This window comes from Leptobacterium meishanense (genome assembly GCF_037645805.1).
Lineage (GTDB): Bacteria > Bacteroidota > Bacteroidia > Flavobacteriales > Flavobacteriaceae > Leptobacterium_A > Leptobacterium_A meishanense.
This window is the reverse complement of record NZ_JBBEXE010000005.1, coordinates 262,215-287,851: the sequence shown is the minus strand read 5'-3', so window position 1 is coordinate 287,851 and position 25,637 is coordinate 262,215. Positions and strand designations below refer to the sequence as shown.

Annotated in this window: 10 protein-coding genes; 4 read left to right on the top strand and 6 right to left on the bottom strand. The window is 38.0% G+C overall.

What is annotated here, in order from left to right; all coding sequences use genetic code 11:
* From WBG21_RS07130 to WBG21_RS07120, 3 genes are read right to left on the bottom strand one after another with little or no spacing between them, the layout of a single operon-like run.
* Positions 1–9,822, bottom strand: coding sequence for a T9SS type B sorting domain-containing protein (locus tag WBG21_RS07130; RefSeq protein WP_340076284.1), 9,822 nt, complete (start codon positions 9,820–9,822; stop codon positions 1–3).
* On the bottom strand, positions 9,819–12,014 hold the full coding sequence (locus WBG21_RS07125) for a PorP/SprF family type IX secretion system membrane protein (protein ID WP_340076282.1): 2,196 nt from the start codon (positions 12,012–12,014) through the stop codon (positions 9,819–9,821). Before WBG21_RS07125 ends, WBG21_RS07130 begins: the two co-directional genes overlap by 4 nt.
* 4 nt (positions 12,015–12,018) lie before the next feature.
* Positions 12,019–14,205 (bottom strand): T9SS type B sorting domain-containing protein, encoded by a 2,187-nt coding sequence (locus tag WBG21_RS07120; protein WP_340076280.1) that lies wholly within the window; start codon positions 14,203–14,205, stop codon positions 12,019–12,021.
* 299 nt (positions 14,206–14,504) lie between these two features.
* Between WBG21_RS07120 and WBG21_RS07115 the strand changes: the two genes are divergently transcribed.
* A complete protein-coding gene (locus WBG21_RS07115; RefSeq protein ID WP_340076278.1) occupies positions 14,505–16,193 on the top strand; it encodes a glutamine--tRNA ligase/YqeY domain fusion protein in 1,689 nt (562 codons plus the stop codon).
* A 53-nt stretch (positions 16,194–16,246) separates the two neighbouring features.
* On the opposite strand, the gene WBG21_RS07110 is transcribed toward WBG21_RS07115, so the two are convergent.
* The 3 genes from WBG21_RS07110 to WBG21_RS07100 all read right to left on the bottom strand — a co-directional run bounded on the left by WBG21_RS07110 (position 16,247) and on the right by WBG21_RS07100 (position 19,900).
* Positions 16,247–17,182 carry an SPFH domain-containing protein gene (locus tag WBG21_RS07110; protein WP_340076275.1) on the bottom strand — a complete coding sequence of 312 codons (936 nt, stop codon included), beginning with the start codon at positions 17,180–17,182 and terminating at the stop codon, positions 16,247–16,249.
* Between the two features lie 77 nt (positions 17,183–17,259).
* Complete coding sequence (gene gltX / locus WBG21_RS07105) at positions 17,260–18,801, bottom strand: glutamate--tRNA ligase (protein ID WP_340076273.1); 1,542 nt, start codon at positions 18,799–18,801, stop codon at positions 17,260–17,262.
* Positions 18,802–18,853: 52 nt separating this feature from the next.
* Positions 18,854–19,900, bottom strand: coding sequence for an alkane 1-monooxygenase (locus WBG21_RS07100; protein WP_340076271.1), 1,047 nt, complete (start codon positions 19,898–19,900; stop codon positions 18,854–18,856).
* 93 nt (positions 19,901–19,993) lie between these two features.
* On the opposite strand from WBG21_RS07100, the gene WBG21_RS07095 reads away from it, so the two are divergent.
* From WBG21_RS07095 to mnmG, 3 genes are read left to right on the top strand one after another with little or no spacing between them, the layout of a single operon-like run.
* Positions 19,994–23,332, top strand: a complete 3,339-nt coding sequence (locus WBG21_RS07095) for a coiled-coil domain-containing protein (protein ID WP_340076269.1) — start codon at positions 19,994–19,996, stop codon at positions 23,330–23,332.
* A complete protein-coding gene (gene ybeY / locus WBG21_RS07090; RefSeq protein WP_340076267.1) occupies positions 23,325–23,744 on the top strand; it encodes an rRNA maturation RNase YbeY in 420 nt (139 codons plus the stop codon). The genes WBG21_RS07095 and ybeY overlap by 8 nt, the downstream gene beginning before the upstream one ends.
* Before the next feature lie 12 nt (positions 23,745–23,756).
* Positions 23,757–25,628 (top strand): tRNA uridine-5-carboxymethylaminomethyl(34) synthesis enzyme MnmG, encoded by a 1,872-nt coding sequence (mnmG, locus tag WBG21_RS07085; protein WP_340076265.1) that lies wholly within the window; start codon positions 23,757–23,759, stop codon positions 25,626–25,628.
* Positions 25,629–25,637: the final 9 nt, after the last annotated feature.

The following is a 25,637-nucleotide window of genomic DNA, read 5'->3' as shown; positions in this document are numbered from 1 at the left end:
TTATCGGTATAGTGTAAAATGCCCCACAAATTCCCGATCGTCGTTTTCGCCATATAATTTTACCACATACCAATAATCCCCTGTTGGCAATGGCGTGCCATTATAAGTTCCCAACCAAGCCTCGTCTTGTCTTAGTTCGGCAACCAATCGGCCATACCGGTCATAGATCTTACTTATAACGTTTGGAAAGCCTTCTGTATTTCGTGGTTGCCAAAAATCATTGTTTCCATCCCCATCCGGGGTGAAGAAGTCAGGGAATTCAATATCAATAAACTCCATGAAGATGGTTGCTAAAGCAACACAACCATTGGCATCTACGACCCTTACGTCATAATCCCCTGTTTCACTTATAAAATAGCTGTTATCATTGCCATTATAATAATCGTTAAAATAATATTCATAACCACCGACTCCTCCGAATGCAGTGGCTACAATTTCGTTAATAGTACCTTGTACAGCTGTTAAACCTAAAGGCTCTATTGCTTCAATAGTAAATGTTACGGTCTGCTCACAAGAATTTGTGTGCACCACTCTTACAAAATGGGTTCCGGGGGCTATGTCGTTGAATGTGTTGCTAAGCTGTAAGTCATTATCATCATTAGAATCCAATGCATACATAACATCATTTTCAACGCTTGGGTCTACAGTAACCGTTATATTATTTGTAGGGACATTTGTGGTACAAATACTTTCGACCACCGGATTTGCATTAATAGCTACCCCGGCATCTAATTCTGCTACTATTTGGCTTTCGCAACCATTGGCGTCTTGAACCAATACGACATACGTAAACCCTCCGGCAAGATTTGTAAATAGCGTTTGCCCTTGTACAAAACCGGTATCCGGCAAATTTGGATTGTTAGAGACCAACCTGGTAGCATAAGGAGGAGCTCCCCCGGTAATGCCCACTTCAACAAACCCATCATTGTCTCCTGCACAAAATTCGGGTTGAATGTTTACTACAGATCCACTTAACTGTTGTGGAGCTACAATTTCTCGTTGGAAAGTAAACGGACGACATCCGTTAGAGTCTTGTGCAACAATGGTATACATTCCCGGAGTGAGGTTATCAAACGTATTTTCTTGCTGAAATTCATTTAGATTAGGAGAAATAGCAAACTGATAAACACCAGTTCCTCCATCTAACTGAATACTGATCCGACCAGTATCGTCAGAACATAGTGGGTTAACAACAACAGGCTCCCGGGCAGTTAATGGAACCCCCTGTGCAATGGTTATCCGCTCTGATAATTCTACACAATCATTACTTTCTACCCGAACGTAATAATCGCCGGCAAAAAGACCACTAAATATGTCATCTGTTTGTGGAGGGCGGACTTCTGTAACTTGATCGTCAGCTAAAAGCGTAAATAGATAACTGCCCAATCCGCCGGAAGCAGCTACCTGAATTAATCCTGTAGCCTCTCCATTGCAATTGATATCAACAGTTGTTTCCGGAACAATGGCAAGGGGAGGTATGATATCAATGGATACTTGGTTAGAAAGACTGGAAACACACCCGTTAGTATCTCTTACATAATATTGGTAATTTCCGACAGCTACGGGCAAGGTTATTGAAGAAGCAAAATTTCCTGAAAAAGTAGTGCCATCCAAGCTATAACTATAAGGGCCTGTCCCTCCGGCAGCGGAAAGTTGTACCTCGGCACCAATCAAGCAGGTGGGGCTTGTTTGCAATGCAAGTGAAGCAAGCACCTCAGTAGGTTCTCCAATAGTAACAGGTGTAGTTGTCATGCCACAATTGAGCGCATCTAAGACTGTTACACTATAGTTTCCTGCAGGCAAGTCTGTAAACAGGTCTGTATTTTGAGCTGTTGAACTGGCAATGATGTTCCCTGCATTGTCTAAGAAGTTTAGAATATATTGATAATTTGCGGTTAGGTCAATTCCGGGAGCACCTCCTGTTGCTGTTACTCGGATACTTGCCGTAGCATTTCCTGCACATAAAATTCCATCTTCCTGAACAGCTGAAGCTACAATTAGTGTAGGTAAAACAAGCGTTTCAACATCGTTTACGATACACCCATTCGCATCTCTTACAGAAATGGTATAATTTCCGGCAGTTAATCCACTAAACACATTATTGGCTTGGTAAGGGATAGTGACAGGACCCGTTAGTTCATATTCATAGCTACCCCACCCTCCGGATGCAGTAACGGTAATTTGTCCGTCATTATCAGCACAACTGAGATCATTGGTAATATCAGATACCATTGCTAATGGTGCTGAAGGAGAATTGACCGTAATAACATTGGTAACTTCTTGACAAAATGGTGTTTGGGTCTCTGTGACCGTAACCGTAAATGTTCCACTCGGCAAATTGGTTATTTGGATTGTTCCCGGTGCAGTATCATTTCCTCCGGCAACCAAAGCGTTTGTTAAATCCCTCACTTCATAATCATAGGTTCCGGTGTAGCCGGTTACTGTTAAATCAACAATACCATCTATATCACCAAAACAAGTAATATTAGCAACCGTAGCCGCATTTATATCTAAGAAATCAAAAGGAAGTACTGTATAGGATATAGTGCTAAAACACCCTGTTACATTATCGGTTACCTGAAAGGTATAGGTGTCAGGAACAGGCAAGTTGAAACTATTGTTATTTACTTGGACAGGTCCGGAGGGTAGTAATTCATACGTAAAATCTCCCGATCCTCCAGAAATAGCTACCTGAACGGTTTCGGGGTTAGCACAGGTAATAGGAGTAGCTTGTGTAATGCCATCAATGGTAAATGTTACTAACGGGTTTACGTTTACAGGAACCGTTGTTTCACAGGCGTTGTCATCTCTTACAGTAATGGTATATGCCCCGGGAGTGGCCACATCAAATGTATAATTTTCATCTCCATTGCTGAAAAAGTTAATGCCATCTATGCTAAATGAATAACTTCCGGTGCTGGTACCGGTGCCTAGCGTAGCGGTAGCCGTGATAGTTGCTGCATTTGTTGTATTATCAGGATTACAAGCAAACTCAGCAGTCACGATGGCTGTGGCGGCTAACGGCAACGGTTCGTTTAGGATGACATTATCTGCATCAACACAGCCTCTATTAGAGGTTACTGTGATGGTATAGTTTCCGGGGTTTAAACCGGTAAATATGTTAGTACTTTGTGTTATAGGCGGGTCAATCCCGTTATCTACTGTATATGAATATGGCGGGTTGTCATTTGCCGGGGCAGGTTGTAAATTTACGGTTATTGTTCCATCATTAGCACCGTTACAGGTAATATGAGTAAAGTCTGTTGGCAATAAAGTTACCGGCGTAGCAACTTCTAGAGAGATGGCCTCTTGTATTGTACAAGGAGGAATACCAACAGTAAGGTCTAAAAACCTAACGGAATAATTAATACCGCCTTGTAATCCGTTAAAGACCCCTGTATTATTCGTTTGTAAGACATTATTTAGTGCATCTAGTAATTCATATTGATAATTAGCAAGGTTTCCGGAGCCACCACTTCCGGTAGCTGTAATGCTACCATCATTGTTTAGGCAAGAAGGTTGTGCTGTTATAGCAACAGAGAGGTCTAGTGCAGGGAAAATATCGACAGCTTCAGTGTCGGTACACCCATTCGCATCCCTTACAGTAACAGTATAGCTTCCAGTAGCAAGGACGAAAGAAGAAGAACTTACAAAAGTAACTCCGTCAATACTATACGATAATGGAGCAAGTCCATTAGTGGTATTAATATCAATAGTAAAAATCCCCGTTGTAGAAGTACATTGGTCAGATACATCTATAGAGGTTATTGTTGGAGGGGTATCCACGTCTACAAAAACAGGTGTAGAAACCTCACAACCTTCATCATCCTGTACAAAAACATCATAATTTCCGGTAGCTAAATTGGTAAACACCCCACTTGGGTTATAAGGCGTTATGATTGCTGCTCCTTGCCGTAACTCAAATTCATAATTTCCCCACCCACCTGAAGCAGTTGCATTTATTTGCCCAACATCCAAGCAATTAGCAGGAGTTGAAGTAGCAATGATAGCTAATGGAGCCGCAGGGCCTTCTATGCGAAAAGATGCAGATGCAGAGCATTGATTAGAGGCAGGCACAGGATCTGTTTCTGTAACCAAAACATAGTAGTCCCCTGGAGGGAGGTTATTTATAGTATCGGTATATGGCCCGCCGACAGCCACAGGGCCTACATTTACAGGTACAGTTACAGGGTTATTTGTCAATTGTTCAAAGATTTGGTATTCCAAGGATGTTCCGGTATACCCCGTTGCAGTAAAGGTAACCCCTCCATCAGCATTACCAAAGCAAGATACATTTTGAATATCATCAGCATTTACGGTTACTGCAAAAGGATTTGGAACAGGGTCTGCCTGTTCTATATAAGTACAGTTTGTTGACGTGTCAATTACTTCAAAGACATAACTAACTCCAGGAACTAAACCGTTAATTTGATGATTTCTTTCAGGAATACCACTACTTACAGGCAATCCATTTAAAGCACCAAAAGGCGCTCCGGAATTGTAAATTCGGATTCCAAAAGGGCCAACACCTCCTATTACCTCAATATTTATGGTAGCACCCGTCACACAGTTTACAACAGGAATAGTAGTGTCTATGTCAAGGTCATCAGGAGGACTTGCTACTTGATGCGGGCCACTTCTATACTCACAGCTATTAGCATCGGTAATAACAATGTAATAATTCCCAAAATCTAAGCCGGTAAAGGAATGAGAAATAGCATTGGTAGCCCCGAATGTTTGCAGCACATTATTTCCACTATCAAGTAAGGAATATGTATAATTTGGAGTTCCTAGCCCCATTAATGTTACATCTATTCCGCCAAGAACATTTCCTAAAACAGGGTCACATGTAATCGGGGTTATGGTTTCTGTTGCTGTTAATGCCGGAGGGGCAGTTAATGCAACATTTGTAACAGGAGAAAGGCACAACTTGCTGTCCCTTACAACCACATCATAATTTCCTGCTCCTAAGCCGAAGAAAGAGGTTTGGTTAAAGAAAGTTGCTCCCCCATCAATACTTACTTCAAAAGGAGGTACTCCCTGAGAGGTATCCAAGGTTACAACAATGGAGCCATTAGTATCACCATTACATAATGGGTTTTGTGTTACTATTGTAGGAGCAAGAGGGTTTAATGCAGGTGTTACAGTGATAACGTTGGTTTCTACTACACACCCTTGCGAATCAGTTACCCTAAATTGATAATCTCCTGCGGCGTTTGTCGTATATGGAGAGCCCGCAATAAAGGCATAATTTACCCCTCCATCATTAGAGACTTCATAGATATATGGAGGATATCCGTCGGTTACATTGATACTTATCGAGGCATCTGGTATAGGTGAGCAGTCTAGGTCTTTAGTCAATACTGCTACGGCAGTTAAAGCAGGGTTTATGATAAGGGTTTCAGAGTCTGTACAATTTAGCTGATCCACAACAGAAATGGTATAAGTTCCCGGGGTAAGTCCGGTGAATGTATTGCTGTTTTGAAAAGCACCTCCGTTAATGTTGTATTGAAAGGGTGCTTGACCTCCGGAAGTAATCGTTGCTGTAATGGTGAGCCCTACAGTGGGATCGTAACAAAGATCATTTGCAGCAATAGCAAGATCCGGAGGTGTAGCAGCAACTAAAACGGCATTTACAAACTCTTCACATCCTTGGCTATCCCTTACAGAAACGGTATAGTTTCCGGCAGTTAATCCACTAAATGTATTATTGTTTTGATAAGGAACAGTTACCGGGCCGGTAAGTTGATATTCATATCCGCCCCAACCTCCTGAAGCATTTGCTGTGATGCTGCCCTGTGTTGTACATGTGATAGGGCTTATAGAAGCTACTAATGAAAGATCGCTAGGAGGCGCATTAATAGTAATTGTTGAAGAGGTAGCGGTACAAAATGGCCCGGCAGGGTCATTTACAACGATCGTATAGTTCCCGGGAGCAAGGCCTGTTAATGTAACAGTTGCATTTGTAGTGGTTATAGGGGCCCCGCCATTAACAGAATAGGTATATGACCCATTAAAATTACTTACCGTAAATGTTAATGCTCCATCAGCACTGCCTAAGCAAGTTTCATCATTTACTTTTGATGCAATGATCCCTAATGGAACAAGAGGGTCAATTGTTAAATTTTCTTGGTAGGTACACCCTTCATTATCTGTCACAAAAAAGGTATATGTTCCGGCATCAAGGTTGGTAAAAGTGTTATTGCTTCCATTGTTTATGATACTTCCGGCAGGGGCTGTTATTTCATAAATAAATGGAGCCGTTCCCCCTACAGGTGTGAGGGTTACTGTAGAAGTGTCTGCACCACATGAAATGGCAGAAGTATTAAAAGTAATGTCTGTAATAGGGTTTAAAGGATCAATGACAACAGGGGCCACGATAGTGGTACAGCCGTTAGCATCCCTAATGGTAATATTATTATAGTTCCCATCCGTTAATCCATTGAAAATAGCAGACGCTTGAAAAGCCCCTCCGTTGAGGCTATATTCGTATGGTGGAACACCTCCGGAAGCATTTTGTACTTCAATAACACCATTAGAGATACAGGTATAATCTTGCGTAAGTGCAGCGTTTCCTGTTATTTGAGGGGGTTCTGTTATGGTATGTGTTTCAGGGAAATCGCAAGTTCTGTTTCCTTTGACAAGCCTTACAATCACTTCATGGTCTCCGGGAGCGAGTCCTGTGAAATTTCCAGAGGACAAAAAAGGCCCCCCGTCAATACTAAAAGTTACATTAAAGCCATTGTCATTTATGAGCGTGTAAATAATCGAGCCGTCATTAGCCCCGAAACAAGAAATGTCTGTTATTGTTGAGGTATATTCTGCATCAGGCTCCACAATAATGGTAACAGGATTGGAAACAGCAGTACAATTATTTCTATCTACAACAATAAACTCATAGGTTCCCTGTTCTCCAAGCAAAACATCAAAAATAACACTTGTTTGGAATTGATAATCTGCAGGGTCTACTAAAACACCATTATAACTATAAATAGCATAGTTATAAGGCGTTTGTCCCCCACTAGCGTTCATCTGTATGTTCCCTTCCCTACAGGAGACATTTTGTGAAACGGTAGCTGTTAGGGCCAGATCAGAAAAATCCCGAATGGTTGTGTTTCCCGTAAAAACACAACCATCATCTGTGTTTACGGTAACCGTATAAGTTCCTGGGTTTAAACTGGAAAAAGTGTAGTCATTATCATTAGAAGGGCCGAAATTGTCGATGACGGTTCCTCCTTGTGAAATCTCATAATAGTATTGTGGGTTTACATCGTTTACTTGAACCCGGATACTTCCTAGGGTTCCACCACAATAAACGTCTTCAGTGATAAGGTCAACGGAAAAATCTCGTTCACGGATATCAATATTTGGAACAGAAAATAAACAACTTCCTGCACCCAAGTTTTGCTGTCGGATATATACGGTATATGTTCCTGCAGTATTGATACTGAAAACAGGGTTTGTTTGATAGGGTCCGGCAGGGTCTAAACTATACTCATAATCGCTAGGGACATTGGTCACAATAATTTCTCCAGGCGTATTGCAAATAATATCTTCTGCAAGAACAGAGGGGCTTAACAAGTTTTGGGAAACGTTGAAATAAAACCGGTTGAAACACCCATTTTGATAATTAATCACTAAACGATATTCCCCTTCTTGGTTGACATTGAAATCGTTGCCTGTTTTCACATCTATCCATGTACAGGTTTGGTTTTTATTGGCACAATCATCAATTCCCACGGCAGGACAACTGGATTCATCCAACCGTTGCCAAACAATGTTATTTGAATCGGTTATTTCAGTATCAATAAACCGGCTATCGTTCAGCCCACAAAGGAATATTTTTGGCAGGTCGTCACCATCGTTAGGACACGTGGCTACTTCATCAGCAAAAGGAATTACGGGGTTTGTAGCAGTATTTCCGAATAACACTACATTAACGGTTTCATCAAAACTAAGGCATGGTGCCGGCGCTGTTTTGGTAACGGTGTAGGTTCCTGTAGCAGAAACGGTGATACTTTGCGTATTGCCAACGACATTTCCGGCACTATCTGTCCATACATAGGTGTCAAAGCCTGCACCGGCTGTTATAGTTATACTGTTCCCGCATAATACTTCATCTCTTGTGAAATCACAGTTATCTAAATCTGTTAAAAAATTAGTAGCTCCCGGAATTCCAAAATTACAATTATCAAACCCTGAAAAGCTTGGGTCATCAGTAATCACATTATCATTCAATACTCCTTGATAAGTAGAAAAAGCCTGATTTTGTATAATATTGGAACAGGCATCCCGCAATTCGCTACAACTATCTACCACACGCACTTTTATGCGTATTTCATATTCAGGATCTCCAATTTCTATATAGCCATCAGGGATACTAAAAGTAATTTCGTTGGTAACAGGGTCAAAGACATAGGTGACTTCTTCTGTGGCACTTAGTGGAGCAGGGAAAATAACATCTCCTGCTTGGATAGTCCCGTTGGGAGGAAATACCACATTGGGAGGAAACACATCTCTTATCGTATAATTTGTGGCATCGTCATTTCCTACATTCTGGAAGTTAAGCACATAAACTATTTCTTGCCCTAGAGAAACGCCGCCCCCTCCAATATCATTCCCGGCCCCATCTTCTACAGTTTTTGATAAGTTTATTAATGGCTCTATAATCTCTACATCAAGTGCATTAAAGTATACATAATACCGGTCTCCGGTAGAACTTATACGAAGCGTAGCTGCTGTTTCGTCGTTTGGAATGACAGAGTTTAGTGGGTTTGAAATGGCAAAACGATCGGCATCATGTCCTAAAGTATTAATACTATTTGGGTTTCGGGTGGTTACAATAGCATCATCAATAGTGATGTTGGCGTTGAAAAAATTAGTGGCAGGATTTACAGTGTTGCTAAGCTGTGTAAAAGAAGGGTTGCTGTTGGCCCGTATCGCTAATTGATCTCCTGTAATTCTATTGTCCCCTTCTAATGTTAAGATACTAAGATTGGCCCTTACGGGTAAGGGCGCAGGCAATGTATTAAAGCCCGTATAATCTACATCAACAACCCCTGTTCCGGAATCTACTCCGGCAAAACCATCAAAAGTGGTGATAAATTTTCCCGGTAAAGTAGGGTTTTCATAAACAATAACAATCGTCCATCCGGCAGATCCACCGCCATTTATATAGCCATTGGTTGCCCTAATATTCCCTACAAAGTATTCCCCATCAGGGTTGGGCAGTGCAGTTAGTATGGATGTAACATCAGCATAGCAGGTATATGGGCTGTTTACGCCAAAATCGGGGTCACCTAGCCCATCAAAAATGATTTCATCAGCAGTAATATCTTGATAAACCCCACCGGGAACCCGTAATTTTACTTGGTTAAAATCATTTTCCCTAATACCGTCACCATTCCCTGGAAATGTTGAAAACCCTTCATTATACCGGTACACCGCAGACCAATATAACCCGGCATATACAATTCTACTACAATTAGGGTCGGGTATGGACAACGTGGCACTGCTGGAACTAAATGTGGAGGCATCAGTATCCACATCTATGTAACGCATATTAAACCAGTCATTGTACCATGATGCATTGCCCGTTAAGTTGTATGGGTCATTAGGCGCTTGGTTAGGGTCATTATCTCCCGGGCCGGAAAGCCTATTTAGAATATTATTGGATATAAAGGTAATTTCACCTTTAACGTTATTTTGGTATCGGATATCAAACGGATTGGCTACTTGGCTATAAGAAGCAACATAGCTTGCAAAGAATATGCAAGCTAACAGTCTGATGGGGTGTTTGGGGTATTGGTAGGTTTTTATCATAAGACGTAGTTAGTGTTCACTCGCATGATCCATATTTCATCGAAATAGGAATTGTTCACATTAGAATAGTATGAGGCAAGGGCACTATTCCATGTAAGATGCTTTTTTATATATACATATCTATAATTATTTTTCGGGTTAATGAAATAGTCTGCATCTAAACCTTTGGAGTTTAGATATTTAACAAATTTAATAGCATTTGTTGGAATTTCAAAAACATTTGTGATAATATAATACCCTTCGTCCAAAGAACCTGCAGTCAAAACAGGCCCTTTTTTAGCAGTTTTTCTTTTTATAGGGGTGTTTTGGGAGTATAATTGTTTTATCTCTTCTTCTGTTTTTGATTCAAGGTCAAAATAGGCTGTTTTGTATGGTTCTGGGTCTTTTTTAGGCAGTAAAGGTTTAGTTTTGTCTGTTAATTTAGCGCCGTTGCTTTTATTCTTATATTTTTTTGTTGAGGCTGTGATTCGGTTGGAGGTATTCGTAACCGATGGATCAGAAGAAACACTTTTTTTGTTATTTTCTGTATAAGAGAGAGGGGTGTTTATAGGAGATGTAATGCGTTCTTTTTCTGTCTTAGGAGTGCTTTTGGTTACAAGAGCATTGTTTTTGTTTGTAGCATATTGTGGCGTTTTTTTATTTTCAACATTCATAATCCAAATCGCTTCATGATATGTGTTGTTAAGACTTGATTTGTATGCAGTTAATGCTTCTTGCCAATTATCAAATCTTTTTAAGTATACATACTTCATGTTATTTTTTGGATTTATGAAATAATCAACTTCGAAACCATCATTTTTAAGTTTTTTGATAAATTTATTAAGATAATAATCACCCTTATACACATTTGCAATAATATAATATCCATTCACCACCCCTTTTAGATTTTTAAAAGATTGTTGTTTTATGTTGTTGACTTTTGCTTGCTTTATGAAATCATTTTTGTAGCTTGTATTATAGACCCTGTTTTTTCCAGGCTGCTCTTTTTTCTTCTCATAAGCAATTTTTGTCCGGTATTTGTTAGGGGTATCATTTTTCATGCTTTTTATAAGATGAAAAAATCGTTTCTCGATATCATTGTTAATGGCTTTTTCTAAAGAATCTTGTCTTAATATAAGCTCGGCGATAACCATATTATTTTCGTCAAGGTTTTTCTTTAAGGCAGCTATTTCTTCATCTTTTTTGTTCAGCTCTTCATCTTTGCTAATTACTTTTTCTTCTATCAGAGCAAGTTTATCATTATTTTCTTCTAGCAAAACACGGTCTTCCGTTAAATTAGGTTGAAATGAATACCCAAAAGAAATTTCATGAGTAGTTCCTAGGTTCTGAATACCATCACTAAGCCCTTTTTCAACAGTATAGCCGAGCGATAGCCGCTTTGTAATATTAAAACCAATCCCTCCTGATACACCATAAAAATCATCATATCCTCCTTGAACCCACCCAACTTTTGGAAGGTCTAAAATCAAACTTCCGGAGAGGTTTGCGTCTCTGTCGCCTTGTTTTCGCCCTCTTGTCAATAGGGACATTCTGGCGTCTTGAAGAACTCCTGCGTCCTTCTTAAACTTTTTTGTGTACATGGCATGTGCAGAGAATGTTTTTTCAGAAAAATCAGTTACAGATTTTCCTGTGCGTAGATTATAGTCTACAATATTTTCTGCATAGAGCCCAAAATCAAAAGCTCCTATAGATAAGTTAAATCCAGGTTGAAACGATAAAAAAGCGTTATCTTGAATGGATTCTAATGCCGGATCAGGCATTCCGGGAAAAAGCTCTCCCCTATCCAAACCACTATTGAAAAAAGAAAAATTAAAGCCAAAAGTTAAATTGCTTTTTTCAGAAAGCTTTATTCCATAAGCATAATTAGCCAGTGCCCCAAAGTTGGAGATGACACCTAATTTCTGCTTATAAACACCTAGTCCTAACCCCATACGGTCGCCAATTCTTCCCGAATAACTTGCCAAATAGACTTCCGGAGAATCATCAAATTCTATCCATTGATTTCTGTGGAATAAGTTGATATAAGAATTGTCTTCTCTAACAGTTGAAAAGGTAGGATTAATTAAAAACCTATTGAATTTTAGAAGGTTTTGTGAAGGTATTTCAAAAGAAATAAAGGGGTTTTCCTCTTGAGCAACTGTAAGGGCTGAACAAAAGGCCAGAAGTAAAAACAGGAGTTTATGAAGTTTCATTTCTTTACTGTATTAGGGTTATGGAGCCTTGTTTAAGAATTTTTTTTCCTAGGAGTATCTTATAGTAAAATACCGGTTTGTTTGCAGGATATGATAAGCTCGATTGAGGCCAATTATTTTGATAACCCATAGTGCGGTACACGCTTTCTCCGTTTGGGCCATAAATAAATACTTCGACGTCATTTTTAAAGGCATATTTATCAGGGATAATCCATAAATCATTAATACCATCAGCATTAGGGCTAATAATATTTGGGATAACGAAGCTTTCTTGGAACGATACAGAAAAATGCTTAATTACCTCACAGTCATCTATATATGCTTTTAGAACATAGTTTCCTTCTTCTGAAAGGGTTACGCTTGTTGTATTTGATAATTCGATGCCCTGTTCATTAAACCAAGTATAAATATCTGCTCCTGAGGCAATTACATTTTTTTGAGATCCTTCTATGATAACAATGTTTTTTGGAGCATTTATTTTTACCAAATCAGTATTAAAAGGAGTAATAATTAACTCATTGGAAAATACTGTACAGCCATTTATTTCAACAGAAGCAATATATGTTCCGGTTAAGTTTGTTGTTAAAACATTTGTTGTTTCAGAAAGTTTTAAATTGTCTTTGTACCAAGTGTATTTGTAATCAGCGCCTTCAAGAGATGATGTTATTTCAATAGTATTACTTCCACTACAGAGAACTGTATTGTCACTTGAAATAGTAAGTGTTTCTTCCGGTTTTAGTTTTATGCTCAATGCGTTTGAGACAATTTCAAAACTGTATAAAGAAGCTTTTACTAGATAATCTCCATTTTTTGATGCTCCTGGAACAGTAAGTGAAGAGGAGGTTTCTCCAACAATGTTTTGATTGTCTTTAAACCATTGATAGTCACATTTGGTCATTAAACGGCCAGTAACATCAACGGTATTGTTTTCTGAGGTATGGGCACGTATAGAAGAAACAAAAAGCCCTACCTGTTCGGATTCACAACTCGCGTATGAATTATCACGGGCTATAACCATAGAAATTTTCTCGGGAAACCCAATAATAACTTCTTCGGAAAAAGCCTCAAGCAAACAACCATCATTTTGGCGCACTTTTACTTTATAGGCTCCCGGCTCATTTATTAATAAGGAACTGTTTTGTTCATCATCTAGAATAACACCATCTTTATACCATGAAAAAGAAGGCTCTTGAGCATTTGTAGAGATGTGCAGTTCAGTAATTTCACCCGGAAGCAATAAGGCATCGACAGCATTTTCTATAGAGGCGTTAATATTGTTTATCAATACTGATACGGTTTCAGAAGCTGTGGAACAACCCGCCTCGTTTTCTATTACTACATGGTAAACCCCTTCAGTGTTTATTATTAATGTTGGTTGATACGAGGGGAGCCCTTCCAAACGGACATTGTTTTTATACCAAGCATATTTCAGGTCAGGATCATCTATATTGGTCTCAAGGGTTTTTGAGCCCCCTTCACAAATAATAATTTCGGAAGGCTCATTAATGGTAATAGGAGGAATTTCGGAAAAGAAAACACCCACCTCGTTCGATGAAGTATTGGAAGAACAAAATTCCCCATAATCAACCTCAACATAATAATACCCTTCTTCTGTTACTTCCAAAGTCGGGCCAGTTTCATTAGGAATAGGATAAATATTTCTATTCTTAAACCACCTGTATCGTGTTTCGTTAGGGAAGTTATCTATGCTTAGTACATAAGATGCCCCCTCACAGAGGGCTATATTATCTACCAATTCATTAATGACAAGATATTGGTCTATATTCTGGTAATAAGCAGGAAAAGCATCGCTTTCCGGGCTTATTTTTGAAGGGCTTGTACTTCGAACACGTATTTTATATGCGCTCCCATATGTGTTTTCCGGGAAAGAAAAATTAAAGTCAAAGGCAAAAACAGTATTTTTATCAGTTGCCGTAGCTAGCTGCTTAGAATTTGTGAAACTACCATTAGGACCGGACAACTCTATAATGAATATATTGTCGGTGTTTACTAGAGGAGGATCCCAATTAAATTCAACAGAAAAAGTATTGAAATTTTCAGAAGCACATGGAGCAGAGAAGTTCAATACAGGTTTTTTAAGGGACTGGGCATCCACTAAAAAAACGTTAAGGATAATAAGCAATAATAAGCATAAAATCCTATTAAAAGGGCTGTAATGAACAGTGTTCATAAACATAATAGGTTAGGTTGTTGTTGATTTGGAGAATAAAAAAAACAAAAAAGTTTTAAAGTCCTCTAAAAGACAGATTAAGCACATAAAATATCGTTGAACAGCCTCATGAAGATGAAAATATTAACAAACAAAGAAGAGATAATTAACAAAAGCAAGGAGGGATATTAACAAAATAACCGCCACTATTAACAAGAGAGGTGTTGTCTCTCTTTTTCAAATAAGGCACTCGAAAAATCATTTTATACAACATAAAGCATAGTCTTTTTCGTATTTTTACGCTAATTTTTACAAATAACATGACAAAAGAGGAACGATCACTTAATTTCATAGAGAATATCATAGAAGAAGACCTTAAAAATGGTTTTCCGAATACAAAATTACGATTCCGTTTTCCGCCGGAGCCTAATGGATATCTACATATTGGTCATGCGAGTGCTATATGTTTAAATTTTGGCCTTGGGATTCAATACAATGCACCTGTCAATCTTCGATTTGACGATACAAATCCGGCAAAAGAAGAAACAGCATACGTAGAAGTTATTAAACAAGATGTAGCATGGCTAGGATATAAGTGGGACAAGGAATGCTATGCATCGGACTATTTTCAACAACTTTATGACTGGGCCATAATGCTCATTGAAAAAGGAAAAGCCTATGTAGATAGCCAAACCTCTGAAGAAATTGCAGCACAAAAAGGAACCCCTACCCATTCAGGAACAGAAAGCCCATATCGAAACCGATCAAAGGAAGAAAACTTGAAGCTATTTGAACAAATGCGAGGAGGTGCTTTTGATAGCGGCACCCACGTATTACGCGCTAAAATTGATATGGCCTCTCCCAATATGTTGATGCGCGATCCTATAATGTACCGAATCCTACATAAATTGCATCATAGAACAGAAAATGAATGGTGCATTTACCCTATGTACGACTGGGCACATGGCGAAAGTGATTATATAGAACAAGTGAGCCATTCACTATGCACACTGGAGTTCTTGCCCCATAGGGAGCTTTACAATTGGTTTTTGTTGCAAATTTATGATGATAGCCTAGTAAAGCCAAAACAGCGTGAATTTGCCCGAAGAAACCTTAGTCATACCGTTGTCAGCAAACGAAAACTGTTAAAATTAGTGGAAGAAGGAGTTGTATCGGGATGGGATGACCCCAGAATGCCGACTATTTCAGGTTTACGCAGAAGAGGGTATACGCCTGCTTCGATCCGCAATTTTGCAGATACTATTGGAATTGCTAAACGGGAAAACCTTATAGATGTGTCGCTATTAGAGTTTTGTGTTCGGGAAGACCTTAATAAAAAAGCCCCTCGGGTAATGGCAGTATTAGATCCCGTAAAAGTAATTATAACCAATTACGCTGAAGATAAAGAAGAATGGCTGGAAGCAGAAAACAATCCGGAAGATGAAAGTGCAGGCTACAGAAAAGTTCCTTTTTCTAGGGAGCTTTATATTGAGCGTGAAGATTTTAGAGAAGAGGCGAACCGTAAATTTTTTCGATTGAAATTAGGAGGCGAAGTCCGTTTAAAAAATGCGTATATCATTAAGGCCAATGATTGTGTAAAAAATGCAGCAGGAAACATCATAGAAATCCATTGTACTTATGATGAAAATAGCAAAAGTGGCAGCGGAACTGAAGCAAGCATGCGAAAGGTAAAGGGAACGTTACATTGGGTATCGGTAGCTCATGCAAAAGAAGCAGAAATCCGTATATATGACCGGTTGTTTACAGACCCGTCTCCAGATACTCATAAAGACAAAGACTTTATGGAATTCATCAACAAAAATTCCTTAAAAACAATTACAGGATACATAGAGCCTAGTATGGAAAATAGTAAACCAGGGTCACATTTTCAATTCCAGCGATTAGGATATTTTTGTGTAGATACTGATAGTACGACCCAAAAACAAGTGCTTAATAAAACCGTTGGATTGCGCGATACGTGGGCAAAGCTACAGGAAAAACAAGAATAAAAAACCCTGAAAACTTTCAGGGTTGATATATGGAACCAAAAAGTTAAATAGAGCTATTCCTCACTCTTTTCCTTATTATGTTTTTTCATGGCCTCACCAATCTGGTTACTGGCGGTAAAAGAAGCTACCATATTGTTTAGCATGTCACTTCCTGCCTGTGGAGAATTGGGCAATAAAATAAGATTGCTGTTGGTTTCTTCACCAATGGCCTGTAAAGTATCATAGTGTTGTGTTACCACGATTAGTGCAGAAGCCTCTTGAGAGTTGATACCCACTTTGTTTAGCACCTCTACAGACTCTTCCAACCCGCGTGCAATTTCCCTACGCTGGTCTGCAATCCCTTGCCCTTGTAAGCGTTTGCTTTCTGCCTCTGCCTTAGCTTTTTCTACAATAAGGATACGGGCAGCATCCCCTTCAAATTGTGCAGCAATTTTTTCACGTTCGGAAGCATTGATACGGTTCATGGCATTTTTTACCTGTGCATCAGGATCAATATCTGTTACCAGTGTTTTGATAATATCATAGCCATAATCTAGCATGGCTTCCTGTAGTTCCCGTTTTACGGCAATAGCAATGTCATCTTTTTTTACAAAAACATCATCAAGCTTCATTTTTGGAACTTCGGCCCTAACCACATCAAAAACATATGAAGTGATTTGATCGTGTGGATATTCTAATTTATAAAAAGCCTCATATACCTTTTCCTTGATAACAACATATTGTACAGAGACTTTTAGCTTTACGAACACATCGTCTAACGTTTTAGTTTCTACAATGACGTCTAATTGTTGAATTTTTAAACTCATTCGGGTAGCAATTCGGTCAACGATAGGTATTTTGAGTTGTAGCCCCGAATTTCGAATGCTGTGAAATTTTCCGAAACGTTCAATAATAGCAGAGGTTTGTTGCTTTACAATGAAGAAAGAAGAAAGCAAGATGATAAAACCAATAAAAAATAAGGGGATTAAGTATAGTACTGATACAGACATAGCTTTTGATTTTTAAAAGATTTTCCTGTGAAGGTAATAAAAGTCATTGAATAATGAGTACTTCGAGAACAGGAATATTACAACACTCTGACAGCATTTTTGATACGGCCGATAGTTTCTTCTTTGCCTAATAAAGAAGCAATATCAAAAACATGAGGGCCTTTTAATGCACCCACCAAAGCCAATCGAAAAGGAGCCATTACTTGACCGAAACTAAACCCCTTTTCTTGAATCCACTGCTTTACAAGAAACTCAAGATATTCAGAATTAAACTTAGTTGAAGCTTTTAAAAGGATGCTAAGATCTTCCATAATCCTTGGGGTGTCTGCTTTCCATTGCTTTTTAACAGCTTTTTCATCATACTTTTGAGGCCGGATAAAAAAGAAATCAGCAACCCCCCATAGGTCGTTTATAAATGTTGCTCGCTCTTTTGTTAAAGCAATAACCTTGGTAATATAGTCTTTGTCTTTTAGGCCATAGGGAGAAATTCCATTGTTAGATTTTTGTTTCACTATGGGAATAAAAGCTTCTGCCAATTTTTCATTGCTTTTTGTTTGAAAATATTGATGGTTGAACCATTTTATTTTTTCCGGATCAAAACGCGCTCCGGATTTGTTAATGTTTTCAATAGAAAACGCTTTTATAAGTTCATTCATGTTGAATAACTCTTGCTTTGTACCGGGGTTCCAGCCTAGTAGAGCCAAAAAATTCACAACGGCTTCCGGAAAATAACCCGCTTCTTTATAGCCTTTTGAGATATTGCCTTCTGCATCTGTCCAGTTCAGCGGAAAAACAGGAAAACCTAATTTATCCCCGTCCCGTTTACTAAGTTTTCCGCTTCCTGAAGGCTTTAAAATAAGCGGTAAATGTGCAAATTGAGGCTTTTCCCAACCAAAGGCGTCATACAACAAAACATGTAAGGGCAATGAAGGGAGCCATTCTTCACCACGTATTACATGCGTTATTTTCATTAAGTAATCATCAACAACATTGGCAAGGTGGTAAGTGGGCATACCATCACTTTTAAAAAGTATTTTATCATCCAAGACATTTGTATCAATAACAATACGTTCTCGGATGAGATCATTTAAAAAGAGTTTTTCCCCTTTTGGGGACTTAAAACGAACAACATAAGGTTCGCCAGCCGCTATTTTTTTAGCCACCTCACTTTCTGAAAGTGAAAGCGAGTTAGTTAGCTTTAATCGGTTATGCCAATTATAAACAAAAGTTTTTCCTTTCTTTTCGTGGTTTTTTCTGTGTGCATCCAATTCCTCGGTAGTATCAAAAGCATAGTATGCTTTACCTTTTTCCAATAGGAGACCAACATGTTCTTTATAGATATGCGTACGTTCACTTTGCCGGTAGGGGCCATAATCAACTTCGGGATCTTTTTTATTTGGACCTTCGTCAAAAGAAATACCGCACCATTTAAGCGCTTTTACAATATAATCTTCAGCCCCTTCTACATAGCGGTTTTGATCGGTATCTTCAATACGAAGAATAAAACTGCCTTTGTTGCTTTTTGCGAACAGATAGTTAAATAAAGCTGTTCGGACTCCTCCAATATGTAAAGGCCCTGTTGGACTTGGTGCAAAACGAACTCTGACTTTTTGGGTCATTTCTTAAAATTTGAACGCAAATATACAATGTTTGCGAAAGAAATAAAGAAGCTCATGTAGCGCCTTTCATATCTTTGGGAATGCGCTTGTTCATAACTCTAAACCACAAAGGGGGAATTAGTGCCATTACCATAGAAGTAGGATATCCATAAGGCATTTCAGGACTTGTTTGATGATAGTCAAGCAATTGGTATTTTTTGTTTGCTTTATAATGGTGGTCACTATGCCTTGTAAGTTCGTATAAAACAATTCTTCCAATGATGTGGTTTGAGTTCCATGAGTGGATTTCCTGTACACGTTCATACCGACCTGAAGCAAGCCTTTTTCGTATCAACCCGTAATGTTCAATATAATTAATAGTTTCCAAGAGAAGGATGCCTACGATGGCCACCGTAAAAACAATTAGCACACCATACCAGCCAAAAAACAAAAATACAATCCCCATGAAGGCGGCCTGTATTAAGGTAAACCAAAACATATCATTTTTAGGAGATAAAAAAGAATGGCCAATTCGTTCAAGAAGATTTTTTTGAATATGCCAGGCACTAATGTATTGTTTTAAGACAGAGGTAATCCAAAAAGCGTAAACACTTTGTTTATATTTCGCAGTAGCAGGGTCTTCTTTGGTTGCGGCATTGAGATGATGGCCAAAATTATGCTCAATATAAAAGTGCATATACAAAGCAGGTATAAGCAATAGCTTTGCTAGGGTTTGCGCTGTTTTATTTTGCCGATGGCCAAGCTCATGTGCTACGTTAATTCCATTTGAGCCAATGACAATTCCACAAGACAAAATAAGCCCAATAATCTCAAAGAGCGCATAAGAATTGTTGGTTAAATCAATAAGCGTATAAATTGAAATCCCATAAACGAAAGGGATGTTGAGATATAAGAGCCAGTCAAACAATAAATTTTTAGCTTTTTTCTCTTTTTCTTCTTCAGACAAGTTTCGTGAGTCTTGCGGAAATAACAACTCTAAAACAGGAATAACTCCAAAAGCATAGATAACAGTTGAGTATGCATAATATCCCTTAAGCTGTAAGGCCATTAACGCTACGGCGGGAATAGAGAAGGCAGCTAAATACTTTAAATCCTTCATAAATAAACTTTAACAACATCTTATCAAATTTAACGAAAAAGGTCTGAAAATAAAATTGTAGTTTTATAAGTCATATCTGTTAACAAGCTTATTTTGAAGGCATTTTCAACCATACAAAAGAAATTAGAACAATTCATCACAAAATATTATACCAATGAATTGTTCAAAGGAATTATGCTGTTTTTTGCCATAGGGCTCATGTATTTTCTTTTAACATTGTTCATAGAATATTTTCTATGGCTTTCAAAAACAGGAAGGGCAATACTTTTTTGGGCTTTCATTGGGATAGAATTTTTTTTGTTTTTAAAACTTATAGCAATTCCCATTTTCAAGATTCTAAGATTAAGGAATGGGATAACCCAAAAAGAAGCAGCAAAATATATAGGAAGGCACTTTAAAGAAGTGGACGATAAACTATTAAATATACTTCAGCTTTCAGAAAAAGGCCAAAAAGAAAAGTCAGATTTATTATTGGCCAGTATAGAACAGAAATCTTCATCATTACGACCTATCCCTTTTAACGTGGCAATCGATTTTAAAAAAAACATCAAATATGTAAAATATATCGCATTGCCAGTTTTGATTATTATTAGCGTTTGGGCTTCCGGAAACAGTATGCTTTTTTCGTCTAGTTATAAGCGCGTGGTTAATTATAACATAGCATATGAACCCCCTGCCCCATTTTATTTCTATTTGTTGAATGATAGCCTGCAATCATTTCAAAATAAAGAATACAGATTAAGTATACAGACAAGGGGAGACATAATTCCTTCTGATGCACAAATTCATCTTGAAAACGAAACCTATTTTCTTCAAAATAAAGCCCCGGGGGTTTTTGAATATACATTCTCACAACTGCAAAAACCAGCAACATTTTTCCTTTCTGCAAATGGAATCCAGTCCCGCCCATACACTATAGACGTTTTAGAAGTTCCTGTATTAACAGGGTTTGAAATGACGTTGGATTATCCCTCATACACTAAAAAACAAGATGAAGAAATAAAAGGAACCGGAAATGCCATTGTGCCGGAAGGAACAACAATAAAATGGAAATTAAACACTAAACAAACAAAAAAGGTGTCGCTTCATTTACCGGACACAGTAGCAATGTTTCTAAATACTGGGACTAATTTTTCTATAGCAAAACAGGTTTTTAATGATACGGATTATCAAATAAGCACGAGCAATCAAAACATAGAAAACCATGAACAATTAAATTATAGCCTACGGGTAATTAAAGATGCATATCCGGAACTTGAAATAATGTCGCAAACAGATACTTTAGGACAACACCAACTGTTTTTTGTAGGACAAGCAACAGATGACTATGGATTATCAGGACTCCAAGTGGTATACTATGAAAAGGGAAAAGAAATAGAAAGCAAACAACCTATTAAGATAGGCAAATCAGATTTTGAACAGTTTTCTTATAGCTTTCCTAATCAGGTTGAATTAAAAGAAGGGGTTAGTTATGAATTTTATTTTGAAGTAACGGACAATGATGCTATTCGCGGAGGTAAAAAAACAAAATCACAAACATATACGTATAGAAAATTATCTGAATCCGAGATAAAAGAGCAGCAACTAAAGCAGCAAAAAGAAGCAATTACCAATGTAAACAATACAATTGAAGCCATTGAAAAACAAGCAGAAGAATTAAAAGACATTACAAATGCTCAAAAACAGACCAAAGAAAGATCATATGATGATAGAAAAAAACTAGCTAATTTTCTTCAAAGACAGGAACAACAAGAAGCGCTTATGAAGAACTTTAATAAAACGCTGCAAGAAAATCTGGAAACATTTCAGAAAGAAGAAAAAATAGATGAGGAATATAAAAAGCTTTTACAAGAACGATTAGAACGCCAACAAAAAGAAATAGAAAAAAATGAAAAGTTTTTAGAAGAACTTAAAGAACTAACAGATAAAATTAACAATGAAGAGCTAACCAAGCGTTTAGAGATGCTTGCCAAAAAGCAACAAAATAGTAAAAGAAATGCAGAGCAAATTTTAGAACTCACAAAGCGGTATTATGTTTCTGCCAAAACAGAGAAAATAAAAAATGACCTTAACAAACTTTCTGAAAAACAAAAGGAACTAAGCAACAAAGAAGGAAAAGAGAATAATACGAAAAAACAAGATTCATTAAACAGTACGTTTGAAGAGCTTAAAAACCAGATAGAACAATTAGAGAAAGATAATGAAGATCTTAAAAAACCCTATGATTTAGAGAGGGATACCGATCTTGAAAAGCAAATAGAAAAAGAACAAAAAGAAGCAAAAGAAAACCTGCAAGAACATGAAAGAGATCCTTCTTTAAATGACCAAAACACAGAACAACAAAAAGCTCAGAACAATCAGAAAAATGCCGCTAAGAAAATGAAACAGCTAAGCGATATGATGCAACAACAAATGCAACAAGCCGGAGCAAATGGAGCAACAGAAGATGCAGAAGCACTTAGGCAAATACTGGATAACCTTGTATTGTTTTCGTTTGATCAGGAGGCGCTTTTTGATGACTTTTCTAACTTGGATGATACAGATGCTATATTTGCTGAACGGCTGAGACGCCAAAATGAATTACGGGAACTTTTCAGGCATGTTGATGATAGTCTTTTTGCACTTTCTCTGAGACGTCCGGAAATAGCTGAGGTTGTGAACAAAGAAATTACAAACACATATTTCAATATTGATAAAGCACTTGAGCGACTTGCACAAGGACAAATTTATCAAGGGATTGCTAACCAACAATATGCACTAACCTCTGTAAATACATTAGCAGACTTTTTAAGCAATGTCCTGGACAATCTTCAACAAAGCCTTAATGGAAGCCCTGGAGGCGGCGGCGGAGGTATGCAGCTCCCGGATATTATTCAGAGCCAGGAAGAACTCAACCAACAAATGGAGAAAGGCATAAATGAAGGAGGGAAGGAACCAAAATCAGGAGAAAAGGAACAAGGGAAAGGTGCTAAGGAAGGCAAAGGGACAGAAGGCCGTTATGGTGAAGGAGAACGAATTTCAGAAGAACTGTATGAAATATTCAAACAACAACAACAAATTAGGGATGCTTTAGAAAAGCAACTTAACAACATACAAGGACAAGGAACCAAAGGGCAAGCAGAAAACCTTTTGAGACAGATGGAGAATATAGAAGATGAGTTGCTTGAAAAAGGGTTTAACAATAATACACTACAGAAAATGCAGAGCCTTCAACACCAATTATTAAAATTGGAGAACGCATATTTTCAACAAGGGCAAAAAGAAGAACGGGAGAGCAAAGCAAATAATAAAAACTTCACGAACACTGTTGATGATTTGACACCAGATCAAAAAGCCTTTTTCAATACTATTGAAATATTAAACAGGCAAGTATTACCTTTGCGGCAAATTTATAAAGAGAAAGTCCGGACATATTTTAAAAACAATGATTAGCTTTCATTATGAGACCGCCTTTAACCTCCCTAACGAGGAGCATTTAGAAGAATGGATTTCTAAGGTTATTACCTCTGAAAATCATGAAGAAGGCACGCTTAGTTATATTTTTTGTAGCGACGAATATCTTTACAAAATTAATAAGGGATATCTTAATCACGACACCTATACAGATATTATAAGCTTTGATTATTCTGAAGGAATAACTGTTTCCGGAGATATTTTTATTTCGATTGATCGTGTCGCTGAGAATGCAAAAAACTATAATGTCTCTTTTCAGGATGAATTGAAAAGAGTTATGGTACATGGTGTTTTACATTATTGTGGTTATAGCGACAAAACAAAGAAAAAAGCAGCCGTAATGCGATTAAAAGAAGATGAGAAAATAAAAATGTTCCACGTGGAACATTAACTTTTATTAGAAATGTTTGATACTAGATATGATGTCATTGTTGTGGGTGCCGGACACGCTGGGTCTGAGGCTGCTGCTGCTGCTGCTAATATGGGGTCAAAAACACTTTTGATTACTATGAACCTCCAGAACATTGCCCAAATGTCTTGTAATCCCGCTATGGGAGGAATAGCAAAAGGACAAATAGTAAGGGAAATAGATGCACTGGGTGGTTATAGTGGAATTGTGACAGACAAAAGTGCGATTCAATTTAAGATGTTGAATAAATCTAAAGGCCCCGCTATGTGGAGTCCACGAACACAAAATGACCGTATGCGGTTTGCAGAAGAATGGCGCAAGATGTTAGAACAAACACTGAACCTGGACTTTTATCAGGAAATGGTTTCAGGACTACTCCTTGAAGGGACTAAAATAAGGGGTGTAAAAACATCATTAGGACTTGAAATTTATGCAAAAACAATCATTTTAACCAATGGCACTTTTTTGAATGGGCTTATTCATATTGGGGAGAAACAATTTGGCGGAGGGCGTGCAGGTGAAAAAGCTGCAATAGGAATCACAGAGGATTTGGTGAACTTTGGCTTTGATTCCGGCCGAATGAAAACGGGGACACCACCAAGGGTTGACGGAAGATCATTAGATTATTCAAAAATGAAAAAAGAACCTGGCGATGAAAATCCGGGAAAGTTTTCATACTCTGATAAGACCAAACCACTGACTGACCAGCGAGATTGCTATATGACATACACCAGTCCGCTGGTTCATGATTTGTTGCGAGAAGGATTTGAAAGGTCACCGATGTTTAATGGGAGGATCAAGAGCATTGGGCCAAGATATTGTCCTTCTATTGAAGACAAAATCAATCGCTTTGCAGATAAAGACCGTCACCAAATCTTTGTAGAACCTGAAGGATGGGATACCGTTGAGGTTTACGTGAATGGATTTTCAACGTCACTACCAGAAGATGTTCAATATAAAGCGTTAAAATCGGTTGCCGGATTCGAAAAGGTAAAATTCTTTAGACCGGGATATGCGATTGAATATGATTATTTTCCTCCAACACAATTAAAACACACCCTTGAAACAAAACTCATAGAAGGATTGTATTTTGCAGGACAAATTAATGGAACAACAGGCTATGAAGAAGCAGCTTCTCAGGGGTTAATGGCAGGGATTAATGCGAGTTTAAAAACACAAGAAAAAGAGCCATTTGTATTAAAAAGAAGCGAAGCCTACATAGGAGTTTTAATAGACGACCTTATAACAAAAGGTACGGAAGAACCTTATAGAATGTTTACTTCACGAGCTGAATACCGGACACTTTTAAGACAAGACAATGCAGATATTCGGTTAACACCGCTTTCTTATAAACTCGGTTTAGCAAAAGAAGACCGGTTGCGAAAAGTAGAAGAAAAAACCGAAAAGGCAGGAGCCTTTATTCAATTTTTCAAAGAAACAAGTGTAAAGCCTGAAGCAATTAACCCGGTTCTCGAAAAACTAGATTCGGCTCTTATGAAACAATCAGATAAAATGTTTAAGGTTTTTGCGCGCCCTGGAGTAACACTTAACGAAATGCGGACATTGTCGGATGTAGAAAACTACATAATCAAAAATAATCTTGGAGAAGATGTTTTAGAACAGGCAGAAATACAAGTAAAATATTCCGGATATATCGAAAAGGAAAAGGCAAATGCAGATAAACTCAACAAATTAGAAAACATAAAAATCCCGGAAACTTTCAATTATGATAATTTAAAATCGCTTTCATATGAAGCAAGGGAAAAGCTAAAACAAATAAGGCCAACTACACTTTCTCAAGCTTCTAGGATAAGTGGGGTGTCCCCAAGTGATATAAGCGTGATGCTGGTTTATATGGGGCGATAAGCAGCATGT